Origin of the sequence: Empedobacter falsenii, from assembly GCF_013488205.1 — a bacterium.
GTDB classification, from domain to species: Bacteria; Bacteroidota; Bacteroidia; order Flavobacteriales; family Weeksellaceae; genus Empedobacter; species Empedobacter falsenii_C.
The window spans coordinates 1,674,756-1,694,035 of record NZ_CP040908.1 but is presented as its reverse complement, the minus strand read 5'-3'; the positions used below and the strand labels follow the sequence as shown (position 1 = coordinate 1,694,035).

Below are 19,280 nucleotides of genomic sequence, written 5' to 3'. Positions count from 1 at the left end.
GAAAAATGCAGAAAAAAGCTATAAAAGTTAATCCAACAGATAATGTAATTGTTGCATTAGTTGACCTAAAAGCAAATGAAATTGTAGTCGTTGATAATGCTGAATTTGAAATTCAGAAAGATACAAATGCGAAACACAAATTTGCTGCAATAGATTTTGTAGAAAATGACACGATTACGATGTATGGTATTACTGTCGGAAAAGCCGTTTGCAACATAAAAAAAGGTGAAGTTATTACGACTGAAAATGTAAAACATCAAAGTTCTAAAGTCGAAAAGAAAACGGCTACAACGTCATGGACTGCTCCAAATATCGATAAATGGAAAGATAAAACATTTATGGGGTATCACAGAGAAGACGGACAGGTTGGAACTGAAAATATTTGGTTGTTTTTTCCTTTAGTTTTTTGCGAAAACAGAAATGTCGAAATTTTGAAAGATGTTTTCGAAAAAGAATTATTATTCGAAAAACCATCTAAACATCAATTGCTTTTACGTTCGTTAATTCAGAATTCTGATGAAAATGAGCAAGAAACAGGTGAAGAAGACACAAGAGTTTTCAAAAATATTGATGTTAAATTCGTTACACATCAAGGTGGTTGTGGCGGAATTCGTCAAGATGCTGAAGCTTTAGGAAGATTGCTTGCTGGTTATGTAAATAATCCTAATGTCGCTGGTGCAACAGTTTTGAGCCTTGGTTGCCAGAATTTACAAGTTGATATTTTTAAAGAAGCTTTGCATAAAATCAATCCTGATAGTCAAAAACCTATTATCGTTTATGAGCAACAAAAATCTGGAACAGTTGATAATATGTTAAACGGAATTATTAAAGATTCGTTCGAAGCAATCAAAAAAGCCAATGAAATTGAACGTAAACCAGCTCCATTATCCAAATTAGTTTTAGGATTAGAATGTGGAGGATCAGATGGTTTTTCTGGTATTTCTGCTAATCCAACTTTAGGCTATTTATCAGATATTATGGCTGCAATTGGAGGCACAACAATTTTGTCCGAATTCCCCGAATTGTGCGGAGTTGAACAAGAATTAATCAATCGTTGTGTTAACGAAAAAGATGCCGAAAGATTTTTACAATTAATGAAAGATTTCGAAGATTCTGTTGTCGCCGCGGGTTCTGGATTCGACATGAATCCTTCTCCAGGAAATATAAAAGATGGATTAATAACAGATGCGATGAAATCTGCTGGTGCTGCCAAAAAAGGAGGTTCCTCTCCTATTCAAGATGTGTTAGATTATACAGAATATATCAAAAAACCTGGATTGAATTTACTATGTACGCCAGGAAATGATGTAGAATGTACAACTGCTTTAGTCGGAACTGGATCTAATATTGTCTTATTCACAACAGGTTTAGGAACGCCTACAGGAAATCCTGTTGCTCCTGTTGTAAAAATTTCTTCGAACACAGCATTACAAGAAAAAATGCCTGACATTATCGATTTTAACACAGGAGAAATCATCACAGGAAATAAAACAATTGAAGAAACCGCTGACGAGCTTTTAGAATTTATCATAAAAGTTGCAAGCGGTGAAGTCAAAGTAAAAGCTAAAATTTTAAATCAAAATGATTTTATCCCTTGGAAAAGAGGCGTTTCTTTATAACCTATTTTCTTTTCGAAGATTTTCGAATATGAATTTGAGGATTTAAAACAACCTTTTTTTCTATGCTTATCCCTGAAAAATTTTCGTTCATATATTCCAGAAATACTTGAGCGGAAATTTTTCCCATTATATCTGGTGTCTGATCAACACTACTAATAGGCAATTCCATATATTGTGTAAATGGTTCATTACTAAAACCTATTATTGCAACATCTTCTGGAATGCTAATATTTTTCTTTTTCAATTGTTGACAAGCACCCAATGCTGCATAATCACTGGCTGAGAAAATTCCATCTGGTGGCGATGATAAATTCCACAATGTTTTTATTGCTTCAACTCCATCTTCTATCGAACTTTTAATTGGAAAAACATATTCTTCTTTAAACGTCAATTTATTATCTTTCAATGCGTCGATATATCCATTGTAACGATTTTGATAAATCTCCAAACGTAAATCTCCAGATAAATGACAAATTCTTCGGCAACCTTGTTTAATCAAATGTTCGGTTGCTAAGTATCCTCCTTTATAATCATCAATTGTTACAGTGCTGATACCTGCAATATCTTTTTTACGGTCAAAAAATATGATTGGAGTATTAGATTCTTTTGCAGCTTCAATATGCGAAATATCTTCTGTCGTTTTAGAAACAGACATAAAAATACCATCAACCTGTGCATTCAATAATGTATTTAGTTGTTTTCTTTCTAAATCTACATCTTCGTGACTTTGACAAATAATAACATGGTAACCATGTGGAGACAACTCCTCTTCTATCCCACGAATTAGAGATGAGAAAAAATTTGTATTAATATATGGAACAATAATCCCAATATTATTTGTCTTCCCACTTTTTAGAGCCTGTGCTAAAGTATTTTGTTTGTAATTAAGCTCTTTAGCAGCTTTCATAACCAACTCTTTCGTTTTCTGACTAATTTTAGGATGATCATTTAAAGCCCTCGAAACGGTAGCTGCACTAATATTCAATTTTTCAGAAATATCATATATTGTAGCACTTTTTTTCATAATAAGGTAAAATTCAAGTTCGTTATCAAGATTCGGTAAATATAAATTAAATCTCAATAGTATTATATAGTAATGTATAAATTACAATGGTTCTAAAACTTTTTTTTCAGAATCTAAAACAATTTGTAATCGATTACAAATTTACTTCAATTTACATATTTTTAGAATTAAAAATTCAATAAGTCATCAAAAGAATTATGATTTTAACTAACCATTTAGCTTATTCAAGTTAGAGTATATATCAATATTAGTCAAAATAAATACATATTACACTAAATATCAATAATTAACAAATAGATTAATTATTTTTTATAAAATTTTAAGATTTTGTTTGATTTTAAAAAAATAGTTATATTTTAGTGTACTCTATACACTTAATAAATCAATTTGCAATCGATTACAAAACTATCGATATATAATAATGCAATCGATTACTTAAATATATTTAATAATGAATTAACTAAAAAGCACAAAATTAACACTTTATGAAGAAGTCTAAAATATCATTATTTGCCCTTTTACTCTTACCTATAGCAGCTTTTGCTCAGGAGAATAAGGTTGTTTCCGGAATAATAAAATCAACTGACGGAAAAACACCTTTGGCAGGAGTAGAAGTTTTTGTAGAAGGAACCGATTTAGAAGCATATACAGATGAAAATGGATACTACGAAATTGAAGTTCCAGAAGATGCTACGCTTACAATACTTTACGACGGATATCAGCAAATTGAGATTCCTATTAAGTCTACAGAAAGTTTTGATTTTTCTTTAAATCCATTAGAAAATGAAAACAAACAGTTAGAAGAAGTTGTTGTAATTGGATATGGAAAAGCACGAAAATCAGATTTAACTGGCTCTGTTGGAGTTATTGATGCTTCTAAACTGACTGAAAGAAGTATGACTAATCCTATGGAAGCGATGCAAGGAAATGTGCCTGGTGTACAGATTTCTACTTCTACAGGTAGAATTGGGGATGGTTTTGATATTGTGATTAGAGGGAACAATTCTATGAACGCAGATTCTAAGCCTCTTTTTGTTGTAGATGGAGTTCCTACTTCTGATATAGATTTTTTAAATCCTCAAGATATTGCGCGAATTGATATTTTAAAAGACGCTTCATCCACTGCAATTTATGGTTCACGCGGATCGAATGGTGTTGTAATTGTAACGACTAAAAATGGATCGAATGCAAAAGGAAGATTCACTGTTTCTTATGATACCTATTATGGAGTAAAAGATGTGGCTCGTTTACCTAAAATGATGGACGGAAGTAAATGGTGGTATTATCATCAATCCGCTTATTTGGCAACGGCAGGAAAAGATCAGGCAACTGGACAAGTGTCTGCTCAAACATTATACAATGCAGTTGTTGGTACCAGAAATACAGAGCTTTTGAGACGTGTAAATGCAAATGAAACCTTTGATTGGTTTGATGCTGTACTTAGAACTGGAATGACGCAAAATAATTATGTTAATTTATCTGGACGTTCAGAGAACGGAATGGGCTATAATATTGGATTAGGTGCTCAAAAAGAGAAAGGAAATTTACAAAATGAAGCTTTAGATAAATACTCTGTAAATATTGGTGTTGATCATAGAATCAATGATAAATTTTCGGTTGGAATTAATCTTAATGTCGCATTAACAGAACAACAAGATGGTTCTGATATCGCTATGCAAGAGGCTTTCAGATTAAATCCATTCTTGAATCCTTATCAATACGAAAGTACTGAATTAGCTGCTTTACCAGGAAAATTAACTAATCAACAAGGTGCATTTATCATCGATAAAACATCTACTTATAATCCTCTTTTAGAGATTAAAAATACAGTAAATGAAACTAGAAGATGGAATGGTATCGGGAATTTCTTTTTCGAATATCGTCCATTAGATTGGTTATCTTTAAAAACAACCTATTCTGCAAACTATGACACAAGAAGAAAAGGTGAATCGTGGGGTGCTTTGACATCTGTTGGAGCAAGTAATAACAATTTGTCTTCTGCAGCAATTAATAAATCTGAGAGATTTAATTATACATGGGATAACCAGGTTAATGCAAATTTTGAGATTAATGATATACACAAATTCAATATTCTAGCTTTACAAAGTATTTACGAAAGTAGATATGAATCTTCATTCCAAAGCTCTAGAAATATTCCTTTTGAAACTGGTTATCACAATATAGGATCAGGAACGCAAGAAACGTATAATATTGGTTCCGATTATATCAAACAAGCTTTGAGTTCATATGCCTTACGCGCAAATTACTCTTTATTAGACAAATACTTATTTACTTTCTCTATTCGTTGGGATGGATCTTCTATTCTTTCGAAAGGAAATCAATGGGAAAGCTTCCCTTCTGCTGCCGTAGCTTGGAAAATTAATAACGAAGAGTTTTTAAAAGCAAGCAAAGTTGTATCAGAATTAAAATTAAGAGCAAGTTGGGGTTATACAGGTAATAATATTATTGAGCCATATTCTACAACAAATTTATTAACCGATCAATATTATTATGATTTTAATGGAACTGTAGCAAATGGTTGGTTACCAGGAAAAATCGCAAATCCTTACTTAACATGGGAAAAAACAAGAGAATTTAACGTTGGATTAGATTACGGATTCTTTAAAAACAGAATTACAGGATCGATTGATATTTATGATAAATTATCAGATTACTTGTTAATGAAACAACAATTACCTTACGAAACAGGATGGACATATATTAATGGAAACATCGGATCTGTAAGTAATAAAGGGGTTGAAGTTGCATTAACAGCAAAAATTATCCAAACTAAAAAAGTAAGTTGGGAAACGACATTTACATTCTCTAAAAATGTCAACAAAATCAAATCAATATATGGTCAAAACACAGTGGATGATATTGGAAACAATTTATTCATTGGAGAATCTATTCATTCGTATTACAATTATGTGTTTGATGGCGTTTGGCAACCAGATCAAGAAGCTGAGGCGAAGAAATATGGTCAAACAGTTGGTCAAGCAAAAGTAAAAGACATTAATGGAGATGGAAAAATAACGGTTGATGACCGCGTTATTTTGGGATCATCAGATCCGGATTGGTCAGGAAGTATTTTCACAACGTTAAAAGTTGGACAATTTGATTTGTCTGCTTCTTTAATTACAAATCAAGGTGTTTTAGCATATTCTCCTTTCCACGAAAACTTTACAAACGTGTATGACAGAGGTCGATCTAAAATTGATATGGACTGGTTTGTTCCAACAAATGACGCTGGATTACCTGCTCAATTCTCTAATACCGCTCCGCAACCATATAATGAAGGTACTTATTGGAAAAACAATAAAGTTGGCTATTATAGAGATGCTTCTTTTGTGAAGGTGAAAAATATCGCCTTAGGATACACATTTGACAAAAATACTTTATCTAAAATTGGATTATTCAATTCTCTAAGAGTTTATGCTAATGTAATTAATCCATTCGTTTTCACCGACTATAATGGTTATGATCCTGAGTGGGCTACAGCAAATTTTGGAATTGGACGCGTAAGTTCTGTTACTTATCAATTGGGATTAAATGTTAAATTTTAAGAAGTTTTAAAGATGAAAAAAATCGTTATATTATTACTAGCTTTAAGCACAACATATTCTTGCAGTGATTTTTTAGAAGAAGAAAACCTTTCTAACGTAGCTGCAGAACAATACTATACAACCGCAGAAGGATTTACTTCATTGGTTAATGCAAATTATGCTCAATTAAAAAATATTTATGGAAAAGAGCCTTGGCTTTTTGTCGCAGGAACAGATTTATATGCAAGAGGAAGAACAGCTGAACCACCAGGTTTAAGTCAATACACAGAACTTAATGCTTCGTCAGAAGGAGTAGATCATCTTTATAAAAATTGCTATACGGCTATTCAAGCTGCAAATATGGCATTGTATTATTCAGATAAAACAGCAGCTTCTTCTAACTTAAACAAGCAAATTGGAGAATTAAAATACCTAAGAGCAAACGCCTATTTCTTGTTGGTACAAACCTATGGAGATGTAAGTTTGGTTACAGAATATATTAATACACCACAATTAAGTTTTGATAGAACTTCTTCAAAAGACGTTTATCAATTTATTATCAAAGAATTAGAAGAGTCATTAAAATTAGTTGGAAATACGGCTTACAATGGGCATGTTAATACAAAAGCTGTTCAGCATTTATTAGCATTAGTTCACTTAACACGCGGTTACGAAACTTTTGGAACAAATGATGATTTTACAACAGCAGCTCAATATGCAGATAACGTTATTGCTGGGCAAGCTCTTTCACTTTCGTTCGAACAATTGTGGAAACCTGGCAACGAAATCAATGCAGAAACTATTTTTTCTGTTCAATACAGCGCAGCTTCAACAAGTACAGATCCTTTTAATTTAGGTCATGCACAAAGTAGTTATTTTGGACCATATCATGGTGGATCAGAAGTTGCAGGTAAAGCTCCTTATCGTACATATAGCTTATGCCCTACTCAGTTTGCACTTGATTTATACACTCAAGATGACACACGTTGGAACGCAACTTTTATGGGTGAAGTATATGATCGTTATTTTGATTATTTTGATGTAAGCGATCATTCAACTTTAACTGTAAAGCATTATTACGAACCTAAGTGGTTTGCAAAAAATGATACATATAAGGCAAACTATATTGCAAAAAATCCAGGTGTAGAATATCATAGTTATGGAACTTATGCTGCAGAAAGCAATCCTAATTTTGATTATCAAACGATTCCTGTAAAGAAATTTGATGATCCAAAAGCTCCATTTGGAAAATTTACAAACACGAGAGACATTATTCTTTCAAGATTGGCCGATACTTATCTTATTGCTTCCGAAGCATATCTAAAAGCAGGAAATATATCTACAGCATTACAACGAATCAATGAAGTTCGTAAGCGAGCTGGTGTACAAAATGTAACTGCATCAAACATGAATATTGATTTTATTTTAGATGAAAGAGCGAGAGAAATGTTAGGTGAATATAACCGTTGGTTTGATTTAAAACGTACAGGAAAATTAGTTGAACGTGCTTCAAAATATAATTTCTTGATTAAACAATCTAATTTTAATGGAAATAATGGTCAACTTAAAATACTAAGACCTATTCCTCAGGCTGCAATTGACTTAAATCAAAATTCAAATTTCAAACAAAATCCGGCATATTAATACTATATCCGTAAAATAATGATGTTCTTTTACAAAAAAGAGCATCATTTTATCAATAACAAATTATTTTTATAATTTTTATTTTATTATTAATAATAATAATTTTACTTTAGTGTTTTCTATACACCTTTATATTTAATAATGTAATCGATTACGCTAAAAATTATTTAGTTCAACAGAAGAAACACAAAACCACACATATGAGGATCTCTAAAATTAAGTTATTCACGCTTTTGCTTCTACCAATTGCGAGTTTTGCGCAGGAAGAAATAAAAGTTTCCGGAACGGTTAAATCATCTATAAATAATTCACCTCTTAATGGAGTTGATATTTATGTAGATGGGACAACATATGAAACAATTACAGATGAAAATGGATTTTATGAAATTGTTGTTCCAGATAACTCGACTTTAACCATTACCTATGATGGCTATGAAATACAGACTATTCCTGTCAATAAAAAAGGAATAATCGATATAAAACTGAAAGATCTTGTTGCAGCAGAGCAACAAAATCTAAATGAAGTTGTTGTAATTGGATATACAACTGTAAGACGTGATGAATTAACAGGTTCTGTGGCAAGTGTAAATGCTGATCAAATAAAAGATATGGCGGTAAACTCTGCTGCTGAAGCTATACAAGGTCGATTGGCTGGTGTACAAGTTAGTATGTCCGAAGGTGCGCCAGGAGCTGATGTTACAATTAAAGTTCGCGGAGGTACATCGATTACACAAGACAACAGCCCTCTATATATCGTAGATGGAATACAAGTAGAAAATGCTTTATCTATTTTATCTCCACAAGAGATTGCAAGTATTGATGTTCTAAAAGATGCTGCTTCTACTGCAATTTATGGTGCGCGTGGTGCAAATGGTGTTGTACTTATTACGACAAAAAGTGGTTTCAACATGCCTACACAAGTCACTTATTCTAATTACACTGGATTTAGAGAAATTCAGAATAAGTTAGAAGTAATGACTCCATATGAATTTGTACGTTATCAGTATGAATTGTATAATATTAATAATGATGAACAATTAGCAAATTCTTTCAGAAAAAGATATGGGGATTTTAGCGATATTGACATCTATAAAAGTATGGAAGCGAGAGATTGGCAAGAAGAAGTTTTTGGAAGAAAAGCTTTTTCTCAAAATCATAACGTTTCACTTGTAGGAGGAAATAAATCGACTGATTTCAGTTTAAATTTAAATCACATCAACGAAGATGGAATTATGCTAAATTCTGGTTACAAAAGAAATTTAGCAAACTTCAAATTAAATCATAAAATCAGCGACAAAGTAAAAACTGGCGTTAGTTTTAGATATAGTAAAGATAAAATCATGGGAGCTGGTACATCAAATACAGGTTCTCAATCAAATAACAGACTTCGTAATTCAGTGAGATATCAACCTTTTGCTGCTCCAGGAAACGAGTCATACGTAGACTTCTTCGATCCAGATTATTACGCACAAACAAACCTTACAAGTCCTGTTTTGTTGGCGAATAATGAAGTAAGAGAAGACGAAAGACAAAACCTTTTGATGAATGGTTATTTGTCTTGGCAAATTGTCAAAGGATTAACCTTCAAATCTGTTTTTGGTTATGTACAAACAGATCGTAATGACAATAGTTTTTATGGAAATATCACAAGTGTCGCAATGGCAAATGCTAATCTTCCTGTGGTTGATCTACGCGCAAGTCAAACAAGAAGAATCTCTAATTCAAATACACTACAATATTCACCAAAATTAGGTTCTAATCATAAATTAGATGTGATGATTGGACAAGAAATTGTAAAAACAGACGGAGAAACATCAAGAACATATATCAAATGGTTACCAAAAAATATTTCGGCTAATCAAGCATTTTCTAATTTGCAAAGTGCGGTTCCTCCAGCAGGAATGGTTCAAGATCCAGTTTCGACATCAGTAAATGTAGATCGATTGGCTTCGTTTTTTGGGCAAGTTAATTATTCGTTCAATAAAAAATATATGTTAACGCTTTCTGTCAGAACAGACGGATCGAGTGTTTTCTCTCCTGATAATCGCTATGCTACATTCCCTTCTGCTTCATTTGCTTGGAATGTTGCAAGAGAAAATTTCTTAAAAGATTCTTCTTGGATTGACGAATTAAAATTACGTTTAAGCTATGGTACTTCGGGTAATAACCGCATCGAGCCATTCTTATATTCAACATTCTTCAGTAGTTCAAGTAACTGGGGATATTCATTTGATAATGCTGTAGTTCCAGGTTTAGCACCTAATGAAAGGTTGGCAAATTCGGGTGCGAAATGGGAAAAAACAATTTCTAAAAACATTGGATTAGATTATACTTTATTCAATAAACGTGTTTATGGTAGTATCGATGCTTATATTACAAATACAAAAGACTTATTATTATTAGCTAAAATACCTCAAACAGGCGGATACGAATACCAATATCAAAACTCTGGTGAAACGGAAAACAAAGGAATTGAATTTACAATAGGTGCTGATATTGCGAAATCTAAAAACTTTAAATGGAATGTAAACTTCAATATTTCTCATAATCAAAATGTTATCAAATCTTTAGGTAAAGATGTAACTGGTGATGGTCTACAATACTATTATCAATCATCTGGATGGGTAAATAATTTGCAAGATTTCAAAGTTGAAGTTGGTAAACCTATTGGACAATTCTATGGTTATGTAACAGACGGATGGTACAAAGTGAGCGATTTCGATTATAACGCTTCAACTCAAAAATATACATTAAAAGCTGGTGTTGCAAGTACTTCTGCTGCTGCATTAGGTTCAAAAGATGTACGTCCTGGAGATTTAAAATTAAAAGATTTGAATAATGATGGAAAAATCGATGATAATGATAAAACTGTTTTAGGAAATGCGCAAGCAAAATTCTATGGTGGATTTAATCAACAATTTCAATGGAAAAACATCGATCTAAGTATGTTCTTCACTTATTCTGTTGGTAATAAAGTTTACAATGCCAATAAAGTTGAATTTACAACACAATATTTATACCGCGACAATAATATGTTAAAAGCTGTTGCTGGAGCTTGGAGAAATTTTGACGACAACGGAAATCGAGTAACAGATCCTACACAATTAGAAGCTTTAAACGCAAATGCTACATTTTGGTCACCTCCTTCTGGAAACTATATTTTACATTCTTATGCCATCGAAGATGGATCTTATTTAAGATTAAGCAACGTTACAGTTGGGTATTCTTTACCAGAAGATATGTTAGCAAAAACGAAATTTATTAGTAAAGTAAGAATCTACGCTACAATCAATAATTTATTTACAATTACTGGTTATTCGGGTTATGATCCTGAAGCAAATACAAGACGTACAAGTCCTTTAACTCCTGGAGTTGATTATGCTGCCTATCCACGAAGCAGATTTTTCTTAACAGGTATTAATGTTACTTTCTAATCTCAAAACACATCAAAAATGAAAACAAAAACATTTATAAAAATATTAGGCGTTAGCATCGTTTTATTAACAACAACATCATGTGATGATTATTTGGATGTTAGTAGCCCTTCCAACACTTCCGAAATAGAAGTTTACAACGATGCAAGTTATACCTACTCCGCTTTGGTTGGCGTATATAATCAATTGGCTGGTGACAATGGTTACGGTAACAGAATTTCTTCTATCATTGGACAAGCTGCTGATGATTTTAAAACATCTGGTGATTACAATTGTAACGATCGTCGTGGAATTAGTATGTACAATGCTTGTCCTACAAATCCAGAATTAGACAAACCTTTCCGTCAATTATACACAGGAATTGAAAGAGCAAATTTACTAATTTATAATATTCCAACTTCTGATGTCTACAAATCTGGAAGTGATAGCGACAAAAAGTTAATGGACAGATATTACGGAGAAGCATTGACGTTAAGAGCACAATATTATTACGAATTAATCCGAAACTTTGGAGATGTTCCATTTCAAGATAAACCATCTTCTCAATACGAACATATTTTCCTTCCGAAAACTGATCGTGATGAAGTGTATGAAGTTTTATTAAATGATTTAGAAACTGCTTCAAAAGTTATTCCTTGGAGAGCCGAATCTGGAGATCCTACAACACGTATCACAAAAGCTTTTGTGAAAGGCTTACGTGCTCGTATTGCACTTGCTAGAGCTGGATATTCACTAAGAAGACAACCGATACAGATGGTTAAAGGAGCAAATCCAGAAAAATATTACCAAATTGCTCGCAACGAAACGTTTGACATTATGCAACAACGTGGAAGCCATAACATCAATCCAAATTACGAAGATGTTTTCCGTGCTATTCACGAAGGTCGTATGGATAACACCAACGAAATGATTTTTCAAGTTGGTGCTTTCGGTGGAAATGCTCGAACTGATAGTAAACTTGGTTATTACAACGGATTGCGTCATAACGCAGCTTCTAAATGGAATGGTGGTGGCGGAATCAATGCTTTACCAACTTATTTTTATGAATTTGATAAATATGATCAAAGACGAGATGTCACAATCAATGCGTTCGAAATTAATGCTGATGATTTAACACAAGTGGTTAAAATTGACGCTTTAACAGACGGAAAATTCAGAAAGTCTTGGACAAAAGTAACAGGTCCTTCTCAAAATGTTGGAATCAATTGGCCAATTATGCGTTTTGCAGATGTTTTATTAATGTTTGCTGAGGCAGAAAATGAATTAAACGGTGGACCAACGGCTGCTGCAATAGATGCTTTGAGAGAAGTTAGAGCAAGAGCTTATGCAAACAATCCTGATAAAATGCCTGCAGTTACAGCGAATGGCTACCAAGGCTTTTTTGAGCAAATTGTACACGAAAGATTATTGGAATTTGGTGGAGAATCTATCCGAAAATATGACTTAATCAGATGGAATCTTTTAGGTCAAGTAGTAACAGAAACTCGTGCTAAATTGCAAAATTTATTAGATGGAACGGGAGAATATGCCAATGTACCTAAATACATCTATTATAAAATTGGGAAATACGATCCAACACAGACAGCCCAAAAAACTGTTTTGAGTTTAGATACTTATTTTGTTGGAAATGATAAAACAGAATTGTTCTACACTCCTTCTGTTGCTTCTACTCCAACGGGATATACACGCATAAACTGGCAAACAGGAATGGTTGCGACAATGATTAACGACGAACGAAAAGGTTGGTTACAATATTACAAACCAAATCATTCAGAATTGTTGCCAATCTATCAAGATATCATCAATACAAATTATAATTTAACACAAGATTACGGATACTAAAACACAATTATTATGAAAAAAACTTTTTATAAAATATTGATTATAGGAACAGTATTACTTACTGCAAATGCTGTAATCTCTTGTAATGATGATGAATTTCAGTCAGAATCTAACGATCCAATGAGAATGTTTACACCATTGTCTTTATCTGCCGAAAATTTTGAAACAGAAACTAAAGTCACATGGTCACCTTCTCTGTATACTAATAATATTGACGAAACTTATACAACAGAAGTTTCAAGCGATTCGTTATTTACAAATCCAAAAGATATCATTTTAACAAAAAAAACAGATTCTGCTGGAGTTGTTATTACGGATCAAGAAATTCCCGTGAGAAAAAATTTCTTTATACGTGTTAAAACAAATGCTTACGAAAACAGACCAGAATCTCACTGGTCTGTTAGTAAGCGAATTAAAATTATTGGAATCCAAATTTTGCATCCTATTTATGATCCAAATATTCTGGAGAATCAAGCAACGGTTAGTTGGGATGTAACTGCTGGAGTAACTGAATTGAGATTTCAAGCATATACACAAGTTTCTGGTCAGGATCCTGTTTATGTTAGCGATCCTATTATAAGTCAAATTACAAGTAGCGAAGCTACTGCTGGACTTAAAACAACAAAAGGGCTTAATCCAAGTACACGATATACAGTCGAAATTTATAAAGGAAATACAAGCGTTGGTTCTCAGAATTTCACGACTAAATCGTCTACAAGTTATAGTGTTATTGCTAATTCTGGCGATGATTTAATCACCTTGATTAACAATGCAAAAGATGGTGATATCATTGGATTAAATCCTGGTAAATATGATTCTGGAGATAAATTGTTTGCAATTAATGCGAAGAAAATTTCATTGATTGGAATTTCTGGAAATCCAGAAGATACAAAAGTTTCTTTCAAAGAATTTACGTTAAATGATACTGGGGCTGGTTTACATCTAAAGAATATCGAATTAGATGGAAGCGCAAATACGGCAGATTATTTAATCAATTTGACAAGCAGCAGCAGCAATGGTGCGAAGGCTAATTTTGCAAATGTATTGATTGAAAACTGTATTGTAAGTAGTGTTAAAACCTCAGCTTTCAGAGCAAATAGAGGTCCAAATAGCGGATATGTAATGGATAAATTTGAGATTAAACATTCTTTCTTCAAGAATTTCCCAGCTTCATCTTACGGATTTTTACATTTAGACAAATTAGTTTTTAACGAAGTTAATATCGAAAATTCAACATTTACAGAAGTTGGAGATTTATTTATTCGATACAGAGAAAGTATTACTACGCCATCTGCTAACGCAACAATTAATGTCAACAATTGTACAATTAATAGTTTTGGACAAAGTTCTTCTTTTCCACTATTAGACAATAATAACGTGCCGATCAAAGCTAATTTTACCAATAATATTATTGCAAATTCGCCAAGAGTTGGAGGAAGTTTATCGAGTAATAATTTAATTCGTTTAGCTACTTCAAGTACAGCTGTTTTTACGTTCAACAATTTCTATAATTTGACGAATGGTAAAGCAGCTGATTTACAAAAACTTGTTTTTCCTACTGGAGGAGTAACTTCTACGAATAATCAAGACAATGCTCTAAATTGGACAAACACAACAATTGATTTTACATTACCAGTCAATTCTCCATTAAGAACTGCATCTTCTACAGGTGCTGCGATTGGAGATCCAAGATGGTGGAATTAATTAAACGATAAAAAATGAAATCACACATCGCAATTACATTTATATTTTTAATTCATTCATGTTTATTTGCACAGAATTTACCTGCTTTTCCTTCTGCCGAAGGATATGGCAGGTACAGTTCTGGTGGACGAGGTGGAGAAGTCTATATTGTCACAAATCTCAACGATTCTGGTAAAGGAAGTTTACGATACGGAATTCAAAAAAAATTGAGCAGAACAATCGTTTTTGCTGTTTCTGGAAACATTATATTGCAATCTCCTTTGGATATTAATTACGGAAATATTTCTATTCTTGGACAAACTGCTCCTGGAGATGGTATTACGGTTTCTAATTATCCTGTAACCATCAAATCTGACAATGTAATTATTCGTTACATGAGATTTCGTTTAGGCGATTTAGCAAAAGTAGAAGGTGATGCTTTGGGTGGTCGAAATGCACAAAATATAATCATAGATCATTGTTCGGTAAGTTGGGCTACAGATGAAAACATCTCGTTTTATCGTGTCAAAAATCTTACAATTCAATGGTCTATCATATCAGAAGCTCTTAATAAATCTGTTCATATAAAAGGAGCGCATGGTTATGGTGGAATTTGGGGTGGTGAGCCTGCAAGTTTCCACCACAATCTAATTATGAGTAACAATAGTCGAAATCCTCGTTTTAGTGGGTCAGAATCAACGGTAAATCCTGAAGATGAAATGGTTGATTTTCGTAATAATGTAATTTTTAATTGGGGCGCAAATTCTATTTATGGCGGAGAAAAAGGAAAATATAATTTGATTAATAATTATTTCAAATCTGGACCAGCCACAAAACATAAAAATAGAATTGTAAATCCTTCTATTCCATATGGTAAATTTTATGTCAACGGAAATTTTGTAAAAGGTTATGCTGATATAACAGCAAATAACTGGAATGGCGGTGTACAAGCCGATGAACCTTTAAAAGCAAAAGCTGAAACTGAATTTGGTAAAAATGAAATTATCACTCATTCTACTGAAAATGCCTACAAAATGGTTCAAGCACATGCGGGAGCAAGTTTAAAACGCGATGAAGTTGATAATCGATTAATTGGTTATTTAACAAACGGATATCCAAAAAATATGACCGGAATTATTGATAGTCAAACAGAAGTTGGTGGATTTCCTACGTTAAAAACATACAATATTCCTACAGATACAGATCAAGATGGAATGGACGATGAATGGGAAAAAAGAAATAATTTGAAAGTTGGTATTAATGATGCAAACGGTTACAATTTATCAAGTCAATATACCAATTTAGAAGTTTATGCAGAATCGTTAGTTTCAGAAAAGATTAATTCAGCGAATAACAAAGTCAAAGATTATGATTTTATTGTAGCGAAAGATGGTTCTGGTCAATTCAAAACTATTCAAGAATTAATTGCTGCACTACCCGATTTTAGTCGAGTTCCTGTAAAAGTTTTGATCAAAAATGGAGTTTATAAAGAAAAAATTACCTTACCTCCTTCTAAAACGATGATTAATTTTATTGGCGAAGATCAACACAAAACCATTTTGACGTATGATGATTACGCATCAAAATTAAATAATATTGGTCAAGAAATTGGAACATCTGGTTCGGCTTCATTTTTTATTTTTGGAGACAATTTTTCAGCCGAAAATATAACATTCGAAAATAGTGCAGGCGAAGTTGGACAAGCTGTTGCTGTTCGTGTTGATGCAGATAAAATAAAATTTACAAATTGTCGGTTTTTAGGAAATCAAGATACATTGTATTTGGTAAAAAGCGGAAGCAGACAATATTTTAACAACTGTTACATCGAAGGTACAGTCGATTACATTTTCGGAGCAGGAACCGCTTATTTTGAGAACTGTCAGCTAAATAATAAAGGGAAAGGATACATTACAGCGGCATCAACGACAGAAGATCAGAAATACGGTTTCGTTTTCGAGAATTGTAAAATTTCAGGAAACAATCAAGATTCTCATCATTTGGGAAGACCTTGGCGACCTTTTGCTCAAACTGCTTTTATCAATTGCGACATAGATTTGTCTGTTAAAGCGGAAGGTTGGAACAATTGGGGAAAAGTTGCAAATGAATCTACAGCTCGCTACTCCGAATATAAATCTACAGGTAAACATATCGCAAATAAAAGAGTTAAATGGAGTCGTCAATTAACTGCTCAAGAAGCTTTAGCATTCTCTAAAAATAATGTTTTGGGTGATTGGATCGTCAATTAAACTCCTCACTAATTTTAAAAATTAATACGTATGAAAAAAATTATTGCCACAATAACAACATTAATCCTTGTCACTTCTTGTAGTAACAGATTGGTTCAACATGAAAACAATGGATTTACCTATTCCGAAATTTCTATAAAAGAAGGTGGAAAATGGGTAGATGGAAAAAGAGGTCATAAAGAATATGAAGGCGGAACATTTCGAAATGTACAAGAACATACGCTTGATCCACAACATACCGATCATGCTTTCGATATTCGATACGAAGGTCCAGGTTGGGAAAATCAAAATGTTGGTTATCGCTTGTATTTGGATTGGAGAAATGCGGTTGATATTTTCGGGAAAAAGGTAAAAACACAAGTTTTGCAAGATGTTGGACAAGATGGTTTTGATTCTTATCACGAACCTCTTCCTTGGGGACAAGATATCTTGAAAGCTGGGAAATCGCTTGGAATTGGTGGTTTTGGGCGATTAGTGAATGATACAGTTGCGCATTTGCATCAAGTTGAGAATACATATGTCAAAGTAAAAAACAGTAAAAATGTTTCGAGTTTTGAAATTGATTATTCTAAATGGAAAACTGCGGATCACACAACAGATGTAAAAGCAAAAGTTTCGATTTATCCTTATGATCGTTTTTCTAAATTTGAATTGAAAACTTCTGTCTTAACGAATGGTTTAACAACTGGTTTGGTAAAATTCAAAAATATTCCGTTGCAGCAAAAGAAAAGCGCAAATGGAAGTTGGGGATATATCTCAACTTACGGAAAACAAACTTTAGTTGACAAAAATGATTTGCTTGGAATGGCAATTTTCTATAAATCGGATGAGGTAGAAAAATTAGTAGACGGAAAAGATGATCATTTAATTGTTTTCAAACCGACAACCAAAACAATGACATATTATATTTTGGCAGCTTGGGCACAAGAGCCAAATGGACTTAAAAACGAAACTGAATTCTACAATGATTTGAATTCGAAATTAGTTCAATTAGAAAAGTCTAATCGTTTATAAATAGTTGATAATGAAAAATATTTTAAAAACAACGGTTTGTGGTTTGATGATAATCTCGAGTACGTCTTGTATCAGTCAGAAAAAAAATACAGAAGATATTCTTGTCAATCCAAAGTTAAAATGGTCAGAACGAATGGCAATTTCAGAAACTATTCGTTTCCCTGATCCTACACTTTTAGATTTTCAAAACAAGCCACGTTGGAGTTATACAAATGGATTGGTTTTAGACGCTATGTACAAAGTATATGAGCAAACAAATAACCAAACTGTCTATAATTATATCTACGATTATGCAAATAGAATGATTGATTCGAACGGAAAAATTGATACGTATAAGTTCGAGAATTATAATTTAGATATGATCAAATCTGGTGACGCAATTTTTGATTTATACGAAAAAACAAAAGAAAAGCGTTTCAAAATTGCAATGGAAACGTTGGATAAGCAATTAGAACAACAACCAACAACAACGGAAGGCGGATATTGGCACAAAAAAATCTACCCAAATCAAATGTGGTTAGATGGTGTTTACATGGCCGAACCTTTTCATGCAAAATATGCAACAAAATTTCAGAGCGCTACTGATGCGAAGAAATCTTATGATAAAATTGTTTTACAATTTGACTTAATCGAAAAATATAACCGCGATCCAAAAACTGGTTTATATTATCACGGTTGGGACGAAAGTAGAAAAGAAAAATGGTCAAATAGTACAACAGGTCTTTCTCAACATTTCTGGTCGAGAGGAATGGGTTGGTACGGAATGGCTTTGGTCGATGTATTAGATTATTTGCCAAAAGATTATCAAGGTCGTGATAAATTAATCAAATACCTTAATCAATATGCGGAAGCGATTGTGAAGGTTCAACATTCTTCAGGGACTTGGTATCAAGTTTTGGATCAAGGAAATAGAACAGGAAATTATTTGGAAGCTACAGGTACTTCAATGTACGTTTATACGTTAGCAAAAGGTGTTAACAAAGGTTATTTGCCAAAATCATACATGAAAAATGCCAAAAATGGATTTGATGGAATTTTAAAAGAATTTATTCAAGTCGATGAAAAAGGTATTGTAAGTTTAGAAAAATGCTGTGCTGTTGCAGGTTTAGGAGGAAATCCTTATCGCGATGGTTCTTACGAATATTACATTAGTGAAGAAATAAGAGCAAATGATCCAAAAGGAACTGGACCATTTATATTAGCTGCATTAGAATTAAATCGTTAATCGC

General features: G+C 32.8%; 10 protein-coding genes. 9 read left to right on the top strand and 1 reads right to left on the bottom strand.

The features are described from left to right. Positions 1-5: 5 nt before the first annotated feature. Positions 6-1,619, top strand: coding sequence for a UxaA family hydrolase (locus FH779_RS07795; protein WP_180906630.1), 1,614 nt, complete (start codon positions 6-8; stop codon positions 1,617-1,619). A gap of 1 nt (position 1,620) precedes the next feature. On the opposite strand, the gene FH779_RS07790 is transcribed toward FH779_RS07795, so the two are convergent. Beyond that, complete coding sequence (locus FH779_RS07790) at positions 1,621-2,643, bottom strand: LacI family DNA-binding transcriptional regulator (RefSeq protein WP_180906629.1); 1,023 nt, start codon at positions 2,641-2,643, stop codon at positions 1,621-1,623. Positions 2,644-3,128: 485 nt separating this feature from the next. Between FH779_RS07790 and FH779_RS07785 the strand changes: the two genes are divergently transcribed. From FH779_RS07785 to FH779_RS07750, 8 genes are all read left to right on the top strand, one after another. Continuing rightward, positions 3,129-6,209 (top strand): SusC/RagA family TonB-linked outer membrane protein, encoded by a 3,081-nt coding sequence (locus tag FH779_RS07785; protein WP_180906628.1) that lies wholly within the window; start codon positions 3,129-3,131, stop codon positions 6,207-6,209. A 12-nt stretch (positions 6,210-6,221) separates the two neighbouring features. Beyond that, positions 6,222-7,832 (top strand): RagB/SusD family nutrient uptake outer membrane protein, encoded by a 1,611-nt coding sequence (locus tag FH779_RS07780; RefSeq protein WP_180906627.1) that lies wholly within the window; start codon positions 6,222-6,224, stop codon positions 7,830-7,832. A gap of 200 nt (positions 7,833-8,032) precedes the next feature. Further along, positions 8,033-11,266 carry a SusC/RagA family TonB-linked outer membrane protein gene (locus tag FH779_RS07775; RefSeq protein ID WP_180906626.1) on the top strand — a complete coding sequence of 1,078 codons (3,234 nt, stop codon included), beginning with the start codon at positions 8,033-8,035 and terminating at the stop codon, positions 11,264-11,266. Positions 11,267-11,284: 18 nt separating this feature from the next. After that, on the top strand, positions 11,285-13,108 hold the full coding sequence (locus FH779_RS07770) for a RagB/SusD family nutrient uptake outer membrane protein (RefSeq protein ID WP_180906625.1): 1,824 nt from the start codon (positions 11,285-11,287) through the stop codon (positions 13,106-13,108). 12 nt (positions 13,109-13,120) lie between these two features. After that, entirely contained in the window at positions 13,121-14,812 is a 1,692-nt protein-coding gene (locus FH779_RS07765; protein WP_180906624.1) for a DUF4957 domain-containing protein, read from the top strand. A gap of 14 nt (positions 14,813-14,826) precedes the next feature. Next, positions 14,827-17,037: a pectinesterase family protein gene (locus FH779_RS07760; protein WP_180906623.1), complete on the top strand. Its 2,211-nt coding sequence runs from the start codon at positions 14,827-14,829 to the stop codon at positions 17,035-17,037. Between the two features lie 30 nt (positions 17,038-17,067). Continuing rightward, positions 17,068-18,051 carry a DUF4861 family protein gene (locus FH779_RS07755; protein ID WP_180906622.1) on the top strand — a complete coding sequence of 328 codons (984 nt, stop codon included), beginning with the start codon at positions 17,068-17,070 and terminating at the stop codon, positions 18,049-18,051. A 10-nt stretch (positions 18,052-18,061) separates the two neighbouring features. Then, positions 18,062-19,276, top strand: a complete 1,215-nt coding sequence (locus tag FH779_RS07750; protein WP_180906621.1) for a glycoside hydrolase family 88/105 protein — start codon at positions 18,062-18,064, stop codon at positions 19,274-19,276. Positions 19,277-19,280 lie beyond the last annotated feature (4 nt).